The organism is Vibrio sp. M260112, assembly GCF_036533775.1.
GTDB lineage: Bacteria > Pseudomonadota > Gammaproteobacteria > Enterobacterales > Vibrionaceae > Vibrio.
Genome location: NZ_JATABH010000036.1, coordinates 22703 through 36964, shown reverse-complemented (window position 1 = coordinate 36964; position 14262 = coordinate 22703). Strand labels below are relative to the sequence as shown.

Annotated in this window: 15 protein-coding genes and 1 pseudogene; 10 read left to right on the top strand and 6 right to left on the bottom strand. The window is 45.1% G+C overall.

The features are described 5' to 3' along the window. Both QTN95_RS14750 and glnS read left to right on the top strand, forming a co-directional pair. Positions 1-137, top strand: a pseudogene (locus QTN95_RS14750) (IS4 family transposase); the annotation flags it as partial. A 242-nt stretch (positions 138-379) separates the two neighbouring features. Continuing rightward, on the top strand, positions 380-2050 hold the full coding sequence (gene glnS / locus QTN95_RS14745) for a glutamine--tRNA ligase (protein WP_331417976.1): 1671 nt from the start codon (positions 380-382) through the stop codon (positions 2048-2050). 105 nt (positions 2051-2155) lie between these two features. Here the strand turns inward: glnS and fcrX are convergent, their stop codons facing one another. Further along, positions 2156-2602: a ferric iron uptake transcriptional regulator FcrX gene (gene fcrX / locus QTN95_RS14740; RefSeq protein WP_138971777.1), complete on the bottom strand. Its 447-nt coding sequence runs from the start codon at positions 2600-2602 to the stop codon at positions 2156-2158. Between the two features lie 202 nt (positions 2603-2804). Here fcrX and QTN95_RS14735 point away from each other — a divergent pair, with 202 nt between their 5' ends. Beyond that, positions 2805-3305 carry a DUF4442 domain-containing protein gene (locus tag QTN95_RS14735; RefSeq protein ID WP_331417974.1) on the top strand — a complete coding sequence of 167 codons (501 nt, stop codon included), beginning with the start codon at positions 2805-2807 and terminating at the stop codon, positions 3303-3305. Positions 3306-3347: 42 nt separating this feature from the next. On the opposite strand, the gene fldA is transcribed toward QTN95_RS14735, so the two are convergent. The 3 genes from fldA to QTN95_RS14720 form a co-directional block, all read right to left on the bottom strand. Continuing rightward, the gene (fldA, locus tag QTN95_RS14730) at positions 3348-3881 is read right to left on the bottom strand and encodes a flavodoxin FldA (RefSeq protein WP_138971779.1); all 534 of its coding nucleotides are present in this window, start codon (positions 3879-3881) and stop codon (positions 3348-3350) included. Between the two features lie 43 nt (positions 3882-3924). Beyond that, positions 3925-4146, bottom strand: a complete 222-nt coding sequence (locus tag QTN95_RS14725; protein ID WP_053440537.1) for a DUF2788 domain-containing protein — start codon at positions 4144-4146, stop codon at positions 3925-3927. 93 nt (positions 4147-4239) lie between these two features. After that, complete coding sequence (locus QTN95_RS14720; protein WP_331417973.1) at positions 4240-5004, bottom strand: alpha/beta fold hydrolase; 765 nt, start codon at positions 5002-5004, stop codon at positions 4240-4242. A 92-nt stretch (positions 5005-5096) separates the two neighbouring features. Between QTN95_RS14720 and seqA the strand changes: the two genes are divergently transcribed. Together seqA and pgm are read left to right on the top strand one after the other, a co-directional pair. Further along, positions 5097-5639 carry a replication initiation negative regulator SeqA gene (gene seqA / locus QTN95_RS14715; RefSeq protein WP_331417972.1) on the top strand — a complete coding sequence of 181 codons (543 nt, stop codon included), beginning with the start codon at positions 5097-5099 and terminating at the stop codon, positions 5637-5639. Positions 5640-5735: 96 nt separating this feature from the next. After that, positions 5736-7382: a phosphoglucomutase (alpha-D-glucose-1,6-bisphosphate-dependent) gene (gene pgm / locus QTN95_RS14710; RefSeq protein ID WP_331417971.1), complete on the top strand. Its 1647-nt coding sequence runs from the start codon at positions 5736-5738 to the stop codon at positions 7380-7382. Positions 7383-7526: 144 nt separating this feature from the next. Here pgm and QTN95_RS14705 read toward each other — a convergent pair whose 3' ends face one another. After that, the gene (locus QTN95_RS14705) at positions 7527-8288 is read right to left on the bottom strand and encodes a DUF1853 family protein (RefSeq protein WP_331417970.1); all 762 of its coding nucleotides are present in this window, start codon (positions 8286-8288) and stop codon (positions 7527-7529) included. 114 nt (positions 8289-8402) lie between these two features. Between QTN95_RS14705 and QTN95_RS14700 the strand changes: the two genes are divergently transcribed. Next, positions 8403-9161, top strand: coding sequence for a Nif3-like dinuclear metal center hexameric protein (locus QTN95_RS14700; protein ID WP_331417969.1), 759 nt, complete (start codon positions 8403-8405; stop codon positions 9159-9161). Between the two features lie 177 nt (positions 9162-9338). Here the strand turns inward: QTN95_RS14700 and QTN95_RS14695 are convergent, their stop codons facing one another. After that, positions 9339-10628 carry a citrate synthase gene (locus QTN95_RS14695; RefSeq protein WP_269378199.1) on the bottom strand — a complete coding sequence of 430 codons (1290 nt, stop codon included), beginning with the start codon at positions 10626-10628 and terminating at the stop codon, positions 9339-9341. A 395-nt stretch (positions 10629-11023) separates the two neighbouring features. On the opposite strand from QTN95_RS14695, the gene sdhC reads away from it, so the two are divergent. Genes sdhC through QTN95_RS14675 form a run of 4 tightly spaced genes read left to right on the top strand, consistent with a single transcriptional unit; the run spans position 11024 to position 14250 of the window. Further along, a complete protein-coding gene (sdhC, locus tag QTN95_RS14690; protein WP_006881303.1) occupies positions 11024-11416 on the top strand; it encodes a succinate dehydrogenase cytochrome b556 subunit in 393 nt (130 codons plus the stop codon). Beyond that, positions 11410-11754, top strand: a complete 345-nt coding sequence (gene sdhD, locus QTN95_RS14685) for a succinate dehydrogenase, hydrophobic membrane anchor protein (protein WP_138971787.1) — start codon at positions 11410-11412, stop codon at positions 11752-11754. The genes sdhC and sdhD overlap by 7 nt, the downstream gene beginning before the upstream one ends. Then, positions 11755-13521 carry a succinate dehydrogenase flavoprotein subunit gene (gene sdhA, locus QTN95_RS14680; RefSeq protein WP_269378202.1) on the top strand — a complete coding sequence of 589 codons (1767 nt, stop codon included), beginning with the start codon at positions 11755-11757 and terminating at the stop codon, positions 13519-13521. A gap of 18 nt (positions 13522-13539) precedes the next feature. Next, positions 13540-14250: a succinate dehydrogenase iron-sulfur subunit gene (locus tag QTN95_RS14675; RefSeq protein WP_138971789.1), complete on the top strand. Its 711-nt coding sequence runs from the start codon at positions 13540-13542 to the stop codon at positions 14248-14250. Positions 14251-14262 lie beyond the last annotated feature (12 nt).

Sequence of the window (14262 nt, the reverse complement as noted above, 5' to 3'; positions counted from 1 at the left end):
CGATCCCCAAAAAGTTAAGGGCGATGCGAGAGCGAGTGAAGCGCTACATTCTGCCAGAGCGAAAAAAACGGCCCAAATCAAGGACCGTTCGTATGAATAAGACTCGCTATCCAGTTCGTTCCAAACACGTTAAGTGATAGGAGTTATCCTTTGGGAGGCTTTCTTGCGTTTGAAGCTAAACAAAACGGATTCGCTGAAAAGCTAACCAGCTTTTGACTGTTATCAATATAAAACAGGGATTATTTGCGAATAAAGCTTCGGTTGTAGTTGTGTATTGATTAAGAATTGTGGATCATTAGTCGTTATATGCTTTGAACATGCTCACGCCTGTTCGAAGATCAATTTCTCTGACAATACTACAACAATTGAGGTGCTATAGATGAGTGAAGCTGAAGCTCGTCCATCGAATTTCATTCGCCAGATCATCGATAAAGATTTAGCGGATGGTACACACACAAGCGTGCATACTCGTTTCCCGCCAGAGCCAAATGGCTATCTGCATATCGGTCACGCTAAGTCAATTTGCTTGAACTTCGGTATTGCTCAGGACTATCAGGGTAAATGTAACCTTCGTTTTGATGATACAAACCCAGAAAAAGAAGACGTTGAATACGTTGAGTCAATTAAGAATGATGTGAGCTGGTTAGGCTTCGAGTGGGATGGTGAAGTATGTTATTCATCAGACTATTTCGACAAGCTTTACGGCTACGCAGTGGAATTAATTAACAAAGGCTTAGCGTACGTTGAAGAGCTAAGTCCTGAGCAGATCCGAGAGTACCGTGGCACACTTACTCAACCAGGTAAGCCAAGCCCGTACCGTGACCGTACTCCTGAAGAAAACTTAGCGCTATTTGAAAAGATGCGAGACGGCGGTTTCGAGGAAGGTAAGGCGTGTCTACGAGCTAAGATTGACCTAGCGTCTTCTTTCATCGTACTGCGCGATCCTGTGCTTTACCGTGTTCGTTTTGCTGAACATCACCAAACAGGCAATAAATGGTGCATTTACCCAATGTACGATTTCACGCACTGTATTTCTGATGCGTTAGAAGGCATTACACACTCAATCTGTACGTTAGAGTTCCAAGACAACCGCCGTCTGTATGACTGGGTTCTTGAGAACATCACTATTGATTGCCAACCTCGTCAGTACGAGTTCAGCCGTCTGAATCTTGAATACACAGTAATGTCTAAGCGTAAGCTGAACCAACTAGTCACAGAAAAACTGGTTGATGGCTGGGATGACCCGCGTATGCCGACAATCTCAGGTCTACGTCGTCGTGGCTTCACGCCTGCTTCAATCCGTGAGTTCTGTAAACGTATCGGTGTGACTAAGCAAGAAAACATGATCGAAATGGGCTCACTAGAGTCTTGTATTCGTGATGATCTGAATGAGAACGCACCACGCGCGATGGCGGTGCTAGATCCTGTTAAGATTGTTATTGAAAACTTCGAGGAAGGTAACATTGAGTCACTGACTGTCGCGAACCATCCAAACAAACCTGAAATGGGCGAGCGTGAAGTGCCATTTACTCGTGAACTTTGGATCGAACGTGAAGACTTCCGTGAAGAAGGTAACAAAAAGTACAAGCGTCTAGTTCTTGGTAAAGAAGTTCGTTTGCGCGGTGCTTACGTGATCAAAGCGGAACGCGTAGAGAAAGATTCAGAAGGTAACATCACAACTATCTTCTGTAGCTACGACAATGAAACGCTAGGTAAGAACCCTGCGGATGGTCGTAAAGTGAAAGGTGTTATTCACTGGGTATCAGCAGATAAAGGCCTACCAGCTGAAATTCGTCTGTATGATCGTCTGTTTACCGTGCCAAACCCAGCAGCAGCAGATAACTTCGCTGAGACAATTAACCCAGACTCATTGGTAAAACTAAACGGCTTTGTTGAGCCTAGCCTAGCGGATGCAGAGGGTGAGAAAGGTTACCAGTTTGAGCGTATGGGTTACTTCTGCGCTGATGCTAAAGACTCTAAAGCCGATGCGTTGGTCTTTAACCGTACCGTTGGTTTGCGTGATACTTGGGCGAAGATCGAAGCTCAGTAATCACAACCAAAGTGACCACAAATGCCAGTCTTGAAACTGGCATTTTTTTCGCTTCAGAGATGAGCACTATGCTTGTTAAAAAAGCACCCTAGGGTGCTTTTTTTATTATTTAGCTTTGTGCGCGTCTGGATTGCCTTTGCACGTACCATCACTGCACTTACCGTACAAGTATAGGCTGTGGTTGGTTAGCGTCACGTTGTATTTGGCAGCAATTTCCTTCTGACGCTCTTCAATTACGTCGTCCGAAAATTCGATAACCTCACCGCAATCAAGACACACTAAGTGGTCATGATGGTGCTGTGTAGAGAGTTCAAACACAGATTTACCACCTTCGAAGTGGTGGCGAGTTACGATACCTGCATCATCAAATTGGTTTAATACGCGGTAAACGGTAGCTAGACCGATCTCTTCCCCTAGATCAATCAGCTTCTTATATAAATCTTCAGCGCTAATATGTTGGCAGTCTGGCTGCTGTAGGACTTCTAAAATCTTAAGTCTAGGAAGGGTTACCTTTAGACCTGCATCCTTGAGCGCTTGGTTATTGTCTGACATATACTTTCCTGTTGATGATCTGCAGTAATTAACAGAATTCAATATTCCTATCATTATAGGGTAGTAGACATCAACAATAAACCACGAACTTCAAGGGGTTACTAGTATTTTTCTATAAACTAGTGCAAAGTCACTGATAAAGGACATCCGACCAGTTACAATCAGTTAACAATTCGCAATTAGACACAGTTAGGGAAGAACAATGAATAAGTCTTTGGCGAAAATCTATAAGCCAGGTGTGGTTAAATTTGCTCTCAACTCATGGCCTCCGTTTTGGGGGGCTGGCATTAAAATCCTATCGATCAGTGATGACTTTCGTGAAGTTAAAATGAAATTGAAGCTGCGTTGGTGGAACAAAAATGCCAACCGAACCCAATATGGTGGCAGTATTTTTTCTTTAACCGATCCAACTTACTCTCTGATGCTGATGGGGATTCTGGGTGAACGGTATTACGTTTGGGATAAGGAAGCCAGTATCAACTTCATTAAGCCCGGCCAGAGTGATCTGTTTGCCGAATTTCGAGTGACAGACGATCAATTGCAAAACATTCTGTCGCAGACGGCGGAAGGTGAGAAATGTTTCCCCGAGTTTGTTATCTATGTCAAAGATAAACAGGGCAACATTGTTTCTGAAGTGCAGCGCAAGCTATACGTGAGGAAGAAACCCCAATTCAGGGATGAGGGTGAACAACAGACAGCATAAAAAAACCTCCCAATGGGAGGTTTTAAACAACTTGAATTGCGATTAGTCTTCTAGCTCTGCTAAGCACATCTCTTCGTGGATTTGCTTACACCAGTTGATGACGCGCTGTTCAGTCAGTTCTGGTTGACGATCTTCATCAATACATAGACCAACGAATAGGCTGTCGTCGCCTTCGACTAGACCTTTTGATGCTTCGAATTCGTAGCCTTCAGTAGAAGTATGGCCAAGGATAGTGCCGCCTTTCGCTTCAACAATGTCACGTACTGTACCCATTGCATCACAGAAGTACTCTGCGTAGTCTTCCTGATCACCACAACCAAAGATCGCAACTAGCTTAGTTGAGAAATCAATTTGCTCTAGCTCTGGGAAGAAGTCGTCCCAGTCACATTGCGCTTCGCCGTAGTACCATGTTGGGATACCAAGAAGAAGAAGGTCGAAGTTATCGATGTCTTCTTTGCTACTTTTCGCAATATCTTGAACATGAACCAGTTGTTTACCTAGTTGCTTTTGAATCATCTTTGCAACAGCTTCAGTGTTACCTGTGTCGCTACCAAAGAAGATGCCTACACTTGCCATAGATTCGTTACCTTTAACTATTATCTGTTGTGACCCGACTTGATCAGCCTAGACCACCACCTTCCCAACTTAGCTGGATAATGCCTTTAGCAATAAACCCAGCACAGCCAAGAAATAGGACTAACCATACAATGCGACGACCGAAAGGGGGAACATTACCCGCTTTTAAGACATCTTTTATCGCCATACCAATCAAGAAAAAGATAGACGCGAAAAGTAGATCGAGACCAATAGACTCGAGCATATTCATGTAGTCGTAAAGCATGGAATCCCTTTGTGCCAAATTACTTGCGCCGCACTATACCATTGTTGCTCACTAAAGTTAACGGTCAGAGCACAACTGACCTCTCATTCTGTTTTAAGCAATAAATTTACGTATTGCACGCAGCACTTCAGCTGGCTTTTCTGCATGAAGCCAGTGACCAGTATTCGCGATCACATGAGCTTTGGCGTGACGAAATTGCCGCTGGACGAGCGGTTGATGTTCACCAGTGAGGTAATCTGAATCTCCTCCTTTGATAAAGAGGGTCGGAGTGTCAATGGATTCGATAGGTTGCCAGCCGAGTATTTCCGTATAGTTAGACAATAAGCTCTCTACATTGAAACGCCACGCGAGATGAGTGCCGTTGTTGTATAAGGACTTGCCAAGAAATTGTCGCACGCCTTCGAGTTCAATATGTTGTGCGAGGATATCGAGAGCTTGCTTGCGGTTAGCTGGTTTCTCTGCAATAACTGCCTGTAATCCTTGGAAAACATTGTCGTGGCGGTTTTGCGTGTATTTTACTGGCGCCATGTCTAAAACGATCAGTTTTTCAACTCGATCTGCTGCCATTTCAGCTACCTTCATGGCCACTTTTCCACCCATTGAATGACCAATAAGAGTGTAGGACTTAAACTCCAGTGATGTCAGTAATTGGTAGACATCCTCCGCCATGAGCGGATAACTGTGCTCTTCGCTCTGAAACGATTGACCATGGTTTCTTAGATCGACACTAACCACTTGATGATCTTGGCGCAAATCTCGAGCCAATAGCCCAAGGTTGTCCAAATTACCAAACAAACCGTGGATCAAAACTATGGTGTGACCCTCACCTTCGACTTTGTAGTTGAGCAGATGTGACATTTTATTTTATTCGTTACCGGTTAACCGTAGAGTCTCTTTAAAGATCTCGCTATAATCCCCCAGAGTTTAAACATAGAGATTGTGAAAAGCGAATGAAAACAATTGAGGTTGATGAGGATCTATACCGTTACATCGCAAGTCAAACCCAGCATATTGGCGAGAGTGCTTCGGATATCTTACGCCGTCTATTGATGACGGATGTACAGAACTCGGTAGCAAGCCAACCGCAGGTAGCGACGCAACCAAAGGGTGTAGTGGTTAGCAAAGATGCAATTAAAGAAGAGACAGTAGACAGTGTCAAAGAGATGCGTTCTCTGCTTATTTCCGATGAGTTTGCTGGTCTTAAAAAAGCGATTGATCGCTTCATGCTTGTTTTATCTACGCTGCATCACATTAATCCAAATGGTTTCTCTGAAGCAACGCAAGTTAAAGGCCGTAAGCGAGTTTACTTCGCGGATAACGAGCAGACCCTACTTGCCAACGGTAATACGACTAAGCCAAAAGCGATTCCAGGTTCACCTTTCTGGGTTATTACCAATAATAATACCAGTCGAAAAAGACAGATGGTTGAGCAACTCATGACGCGAATGAGTTTCCCATCAGATCTCATCGAGAAAGTGACAAACTCGATTTAAAAATCAAAATTATCTGATTCAAACCTCATAATGCGTTATATAGTTCACGTATTATGAGGTTTTTTTATTTCTCTGTATTTTAGAAAGGATGTCAAAATGGCGATGCACCCACGAGCGGGACAAAAAGCTCAGCAGCAAGATCTACACAATATTCCAGCGTTAGTTTCAAATTACTTCCTTCTCCAACCTAATCCTTCAAACCCAGCACACAAAGTTGAATTTGGTACTTCTGGTCATCGCGGTACGGCGGATAAAGTGACCTTTAACGAGCACCATATTCTGGCGATTGCTCAAGCTGTTGCTGAAGTACGTGCTGAAAAAGGAACGACAGGACCACTTTTTGTGGGTAAAGATACTCACGCACTTTCTGAGCCTGCGTTTTCGACAGTGGTAGAAGTGCTAGTCGCCAATGGTGTGCAAGTGATTGTACAGGAAAATAACGGCTATACCCCGACACCTGGTGTCTCTCATGCAATCCTGACGCACAATTTAGTAAACCAAGATAAAGCCGATGGTATCGTTATTACGCCTTCCCATAACCCACCACAAGATGGTGGTATTAAGTACAACCCGACACATGGTGGCCCTGCCGAAGGTGAACTGACTCAGGCTATCCAAGATCGTGCGAATGCACTGATTGCTGAAGGGCTTCAAGGCGTGAAACGCATGCCGTTAGCACAAGCAAAAGCGTCAGAGCTATTCATTCAAAAAGATCTTGTGAAACCATACATCGATGACTTAGTGAATGTGATCGATATGGAAGCGATTCAAAAATCGAATCTTAAAATTGGTGTCGATCCATTAGGGGGGAGTGGCATTGATTACTGGCGTCAGATCGCAACAGCGTACAATCTAGATTTAACCTTGGTCAGTGAAGCGATTGATCCTTCGTTCCAGTTCATGTCTCTAGATAAAGATGGCGTGGTACGTATGGACTGCTCGTCGCCTTACGCGATGGCTGGCCTATTAGCACTTAAAGATGAGTATGATTTAGCGTTTGGTAATGACCCAGATTACGACCGCCACGGTATTGTTACACCGAAAGGCCTAATGAACCCGAACCACTTCTTAGCTGTGTGTATTGACTACCTATATCGTCATCGTGAAGGCTGGGGTAAAGATGTCGCGGTAGGCAAGACGCTAGTATCAAGTGCCTTGATTGACCGAGTTGTCGCGGACTTAGGTCGCGAACTATGCGAAGTACCTGTGGGCTTTAAGTGGTTTGTAGATGGCCTTTACGAAGGTAAGTTTGGCTTTGGTGGTGAAGAGAGTGCAGGGGCGTCTTTCTTACGTAAGGACGGTACGCCTTGGTCAACCGACAAAGATGGCATTATTTTATGTCTGCTAGCCGCTGAAATTACCGCAGTAACTGGCAAAAATCCTCAGCAATACTATGAAGAGCTTGCAGCTAAGCACGGCACTTCTGAATACAACCGTATTCAAGCTGTGGCGAACGGCCCGCAAAAAGAGGTACTGAAGAAGCTTTCAGCTGAAATGGTGACGGCGGAGACTTTAGCGGGTGATGCTATCACAGCGCGTCTGACTCATGCTCCGGGCAATGGCGCAGCGATTGGCGGTCTTAAAGTAACGACTGAAAACGGCTGGTTTGCAGCGCGTCCGTCAGGTACTGAAGATATTTACAAAATCTATTGCGAGAGCTTTAAAGGTGCAGAACACCTGAAACAGATCGAAGCCGAAGCGCAAGAGATTGTGAATCAGGTTTTCGCTAAAGCTGGGCTTTAAAGCGAAGGTGCCTCTTAGGCTACGCTTCGTCCTTCTAGAAGGCGAGCAATGGTCTGAAGTTGCAGTTTCAGTATCAAGAAAGGGTTGACGCCGAGCGTCAGCCCTTTAATTTTTCGCTACTCGCTACTCGCTACTCGCTACTCGCTACTCGCTACTCGCCCCTGGCCAACTATCCGGCACAACAAACCAAAACTGTCCTTCTTTACTCTGTGCATGCACAAAGCGCCCGTTCGGTTTATCTATCGGGGTGTCAAATAGATCCGTCCCCGTGGCCCACTGTGGTTTTTCAAGTGGGTAGAGTGGTTCTCCAATCTGCTCCCACTGACTTTGATAACACCAATAGCCACTAATCTGACTGTGATTCAATCGATAGCCTAAACACTGTTGAGGAACCTCTTCAGGGGAAAAAGGATTGATATAAAGTCGACCTTGCAGGAGTAAGTGCTCTGACAGATCTTCATATTGTGGGTACTGTGTTAAGAACTCAGGACGAGCGCTCATCTTGAGTTGATGAGATAACATTCTATTGAGTTTGATATCGAGTTGGTCGTGAGCATTCGGTCCATACCATGTACCTTGGTGCAATAGGTAGAACTTTATGGCGACTTCCCAATGCTCCAATCGTTGCTCAATAGTGTTGCTTAAAATGAGATCAATGGCACCAAGCGTCTGACCTGACGGCTGGTTGACCTGAATCTCTTCGGCTTCTAACTGATAGTGACCGCTATGCTTGAGTAGTTCTGTACACAAATATTGATAGAGAAAACCGAGTCTAGGATTACCACGATATTCACTCGCTTCCAGTGGGGGAGGTATCAAGTGTTCAAGGCTCTCGAAAGGGGCTTTTAATTCAAATAGTGAAGGCGCAGCCGCTATCCAGTGATAGAAACGTTCGAGTTGGCTCATCCAAAGACCTGATAATTTGGGTTTGGCACTATTGTAACGAGCTGCTGGTATCGTTGCTATGGTTGGAATACACTTTGAAGCAACTAAGTAAACAGTCATCGATCGGACAAGAGAATGAACAACTTAAAACTAGAAAAGATTCTGAATGAGAAGCTGTCTCCGCAGTTGATCAAGGACTATGCGCCAAACGGGCTCCAAATTGAAGGCAAAGAGACCATTGAGAAAGTCGTGACGGGCGTAACCGCTTCACAGGCATTGATTGATAAAGCGATCGAACTCAATGCGGATGCAATTATTGTCCATCACGGTTATTTCTGGAAAGGCGAACCTGAACCGATTCGTGGCATGAAAGGGAAACGCATTCGTAGCCTGATAAAAAATGATATCAACTTACTGGGTTACCATCTGCCTTTAGATATTCACCCTGAATTAGGTAACAACTCGGAACTTGCACGCCTGCTCGACATTGAGGTCGAAGGGGGAATGGAAGGTCATGAACAATCTGTCGCAATGTTTGGTCGCCTAAACCCGCCTATGTCTGGTGGTGAGTTCGCCCATAAAATTGATAAAGTGCTTAATCGCCAACCTCTCCACATCGCACCTGAAGATGACAGTAAACTCATTGAGACCATCGGCTGGTGCACCGGTGGTGGTCAGGACTACATTGAATTGGCAGTTCGTCTCGGACTTGATGCGTTTATTTCGGGTGAGATATCTGAACGTACGACCTACACGGCTCGTGAAATGGGGGTGCACTACTTTGCTGCCGGCCACCATGCCACTGAACGTTACGGGATCAAAGCTCTGGGTGAATGGTTGGCACAGGAGCACGGGTTAGATGTGACATTTATCGACATTGATAATCCAGTTTAGGAAAAGGATGGGCTGTGCCCTTCTAGATACTAAAACGCTTCGCTTCGAGAACGGACTTCGTCCTGCGAGAATTTAGAACGGGCTACGCCCTTCGAGATTTTCTCGACTCTAAAAAAGGGCTGATGCTCTCGCATCAACCCTTAACTCTTCTAGATTCTAATCCCTGAGAATTAGAAACTATTCACGCTCGTGGATAGGCGAGAATTCACGTTGAACTTCACCTGTGTAAAGCTGACGAGGACGACCGATACGGTTAAGTGGGTCGCTGTGCATTTCGTTCCAGTGTGCAATCCAGCCAATCGTGCGTGATAGAGCAAAGATTACCGTAAACATAGAAACTGGAATACCAATCGCTTTAAGAATGATACCTGAGTAGAAATCTACGTTCGGGTATAGTTTCTTAGATACGAAGTATTCGTCAGAAAGGGCAATACGCTCAAGTTCCATTGCTACATCAAGCAGTGGATCTTGGATGTTTAGCTCTTTAAGCACTTCGTGACACGTTTCTCGCATTACAGTTGCGCGTGGATCGTAGTTCTTGTAAACGCGGTGACCGAAGCCCATTAGGCGGAACGGGTCATCTTTATCTTTCGCGCGTGCAACATACTCAGGGATGTTGTCTACGCTACCGATCTCTTCAAGCATCTTCAGGCACGCTTCGTTAGCACCGCCGTGAGCAGGGCCCCAAAGTGATGCGATACCAGCCGCAATACATGCAAACGGGTTAGCGCCTGAAGAACCAGCTAGACGTACAGTAGACGTCGATGCGTTCTGTTCATGGTCTGCGTGTAGAGTGAAGATCTTGTCCATTGCGCGAGCAACAACAGGATTAACTTCATACTCTTCACATGGGTTAGCGAACATCATGTGTAGGAAGTTCTCTGCATAGCTTAGGTCATTACGTGGGTAAATGAACGGCTGACCAACTGAGTACTTGTAACACATTGCCGCAAGTGTTGGCATTTTTGACAATAGTCGGAATGCCGTGATCTCACGGTGTACGTCATTATTAATGTCGAGTGAATCGTGGTAGAAAGCAGCTAATGCGCCAACAACACCACACATTACAGCCATTGGGTGAGCATCACGACGGAAGCCGTGGAAGAAGCTTGCGATTTGCTCATGGACCATAGTGTGACGAGTTACTGTTGTTTTGAACTGCTCGTATTGCTCACGTGTAGGGGCTTCACCATAAAGAAGGATGTAACATACTTCTAAATAATCAGCATTATTAGCTAGCTGATCAATCGGGTAACCGCGGTGCAAAAGAATACCTTTGCCGCCATCGATGTAGGTGATTTGAGATTCACAGGATGCAGTGGCAAGAAAACCTGGGTCAAAAGTGAAAAATCCGTTTGCTCCCAGTTTACGAACGTCAATTACTGGTGTGCCTAAAACACCTTCAGTAATTGGTAGCTCGATAGGCGCTTGACCTTCAACGTGAAGGGTAGCTTTCTTATCTGCCATAACAATCTCCTTTGTTTATTATTTAATCCGTCCAGGATGTTTGTGTGACATTTTTGTACGTGTGTTCGTTATCAAAGTCAATTTTTCTCCTCTGATGTGTGCACTTGTTATGATTTTTTGAAGGTGTAACGTTAAAAATCTGGTCTGTGTAGCAAAAATTGTTACATCAATTGTATTAGAATGTTGCCAGCCGTATAGTGGCGCAGTAAATTTTGGTGGAAACCTTATAAATTCAAGGCTTGAAACAAATGTGAGGTGAAGTTTTAATCCTTGTTGTTAACAATTATTTTACAAAATACTCCGACAATTGTTGCAGTCAACTGTTAAATAAATGTTAACTTTTGTAGGTTTGCAATCAAAATTCGTTCATAACTATAAATGCTCAATGGAGCTGAGTGAGCAAGCCCGTGAAAGAAAGAAAGTCAAGACCTGTTAATTTAGATTTACAGACCATTCGCTTTCCGATCACTGCAATCGCATCTATCTTACACCGTGTCTCCGGTGTGATTACGTTTGTGGCTGTCGGAATTTTGCTGTGGTTATTATCCATTTCGCTATCCTCCCCAGTCGGTTATGCAGAGGCTGTTGATATTGTAGACGGTTTCTTTGTGAAGTTTATCTTATGGGGCATCTTAACGGCTTTGGCCTATCACATCGCTGGTGGTGTTCGTCACCTACTGATGGATATGGGTCATTTTGAAGAGCTGGAATCTGGTGCAATGAGCGCTAAGGTTGCATTCGCAGCTACAGCCGTTCTGTCTCTATTGGCGGGGGTAATGGTATGGTAAAACATATTTCATCTTTTGGTCGTAATGGTGTCCACGATTTCCTATTGATTCGTGCGACTGCGATCATCATGACACTTTATACTATTTATCTGGTTAGCTTCTGTGCTTTCACGGATATTTCTTACGTATCTTGGACTCAGTTCTTTGGTGGCACATTCACTAAAGTGTTCACGATGCTAGCGTTAGTTTGTGTTTTAATCCACGCATGGATTGGCTTGTGGCAAGTTCTTACTGACTACATCAAGTGCGCTAAGCTTCGTGGCGGCCTACAGTTAGGCATTATCGCTGTACTGTTTGGTTACTTCTTCTCTGGTCTATTTATTCTGTGGGGTGCGTAAGTGTCTATTCCAGTTCGCGAATTTGATGCCGTTGTAATCGGCGCTGGTGGTGCAGGCATGCGTGCTGCGCTACAAATTTCTGAGCAAGGCCTATCATGTGCGTTGCTTTCTAAAGTTTTTCCTACTCGTTCTCACACGGTATCAGCACAGGGTGGTATCACGGTTGCGTTAGGTAACGCACATGAAGACCACTGGGAACAGCATATGTACGATACCGTTAAAGGTTCAGACTACATCGGCGACCAAAACGCTATCGAGTACATGTGTAAGAACGGTCCTGAGTCAGTTATCGAACTAGAGAAAATGGGTCTACCTTTCTCTCGTTTTGACAACGGTACTATCTACCAACGTCCTTTTGGCGGTCAGTCGAAAAACTTTGGTGGCGAGCAGGCTGCTCGTACCGCAGCGGCTGCTGACCGTACAGGTCACGCGCTTCTACACACGCTTTACCAACAAAACATCAAACACAAAACAACGGTTTTCTCTGAGTGGTATGCACTTGACCTTGTTAAGAATGAAGATGGTGTTGTTCTAGGTTGTACAGCGCTATGTATGGAAACGGGTGAAGTTTGTTACTTCAAAGCTAAAGCGACCATCCTAGCAACGGGTGGTGCAGGTCGTATCTACGCATCAACAACTAACGCTCACATCAACACGGGTGATGGTGTTGGTATGGCACTACGTGCTGGCGTACCTATGCAAGATATGGAAATGTGGCAGTTCCACCCAACGGGTATCGCAGGTGCAGGTGTTCTTGTAACTGAAGGTTGTCGTGGTGAAGGTGGTTACCTCCTAAACAAAGATGGCGAGCGCTTTATGGAGCGTTATGCACCAAACGCGAAAGACCTTGCTGGTCGTGACGTTGTTGCTCGTTCAATGATGATCGAAATTCGTGAAGGCCGTGGCTGCGATGGTCCATGGGGTCCTCACATTAAACTGAAACTGGATCACCTAGGTAAAGAGACGTTAGAGTCACGTCTACCTGGTGTTTGTGAACTGTCTCGTACGTTTGCACACGTTGACCCAGTTAAAGAGCCAATTCCAGTCATCCCAACCTGTCACTACATGATGGGTGGTATCCCAACTCAGGTATCTGGTCAGGCAATCAAGCAAGATGCAAATGGCGCGGACGTTGAGGTTCAAGGCCTATTTGCTTGTGGTGAGATTGCGTCTGTATCGGTTCACGGTGCTAACCGTCTAGGTGGTAACTCACTACTAGACTTAGTCGTATTTGGTCGTGCAACAGGTCTGCACCTAGGTGAAACTCTAGCGAAGCAAGCGGAAGCGAAACCAGCGACAGAAGCGGATATCGAACGTTCTCTAGAGCGTTACAACCGTTGGGAAAACAGCACTGAGGGTGAAGACCCAGCGCAAATTCGTAAAGATCTACAAAGATGTATGCAGAACAACTTCTCGGTATTCCGTGAAGGCGATGCTATGGCTAAAGGTCTAGAAGAGCTGAAGGTAATCCGTGAGCGTCTGAAGAACGCACACCTTGCTGACAAGTCAACTGAGTTCAACACGCAACGTATTGAGTGTCTTGAGCTAGAAAACTTAATGGAAACAGCTTACGCAACTGCTGTAGCGGCAAACTACCGTACAGAAAGCCGCGGTGCGCACGCTCGTTTTGACTTCCCAGATCGTGATGATGAGCAGTGGCTATGTCACTCTATCTACAATCCAGAAACGGAAGGCATGAGCAAGCGTGACGTAAACATGGAACCGGTTCACCGTGAAGCGTTTCCACCGAAAGCTCGTACGTACTAAGGAAAGGAGAATAAGAATATGAAACTGAATTTCTCTTTGTACCGCTACAATCCGGACGTCGACCAAAAGCCATACATGAAAGACTACACACTTGAAGTGGAAGATGGTTCTGACATGATGCTACTGGATGCTTTAATCCTGCTGAAAGAGCAAGATCCAAGCATCTCATTCCGCCGTTCATGCCGTGAAGGCGTATGTGGTTCAGACGGTCTGAACATGAACGGTAAGAATGGTCTTGCGTGTATCACACCGCTATCTGCTCTTAAAGCAGACAAGATTGTGATTCGCCCACTACCAGGTCTGCCAGTGGTTCGAGATCTTATTGTTGACATGACGCAGTTCTACGATAACTATGCGAAAGTTAAGCCTTTCTTGATTGATGACGGTGCTCTGCCGCCATCACGTGAGAATCTGCAAACACCTGACGAGCGTGCTCATCTAGATGGTCTGTACGAATGTATCATGTGTGCATGTTGTACAACTTCATGTCCGTCTTTCTGGTGGAACCCTGACAAATTTATTGGTCCAGCTGGTCTACTAGCCGCTTACCGTTGGTTAATTGATAGCCGCGATACAGCAACAGATGAACGTCTATCAAATCTTGATGACGCATTTAGCGTTTTCCGTTGCCACGGCATCATGAATTGTGTAAGTGTTTGTCCTAAAGGACTAAATCCGACGAAAGCTATCGGTCATATCAAAACGATGCTGGTTAATCGTTCGGTGTAATTAACAACAAAT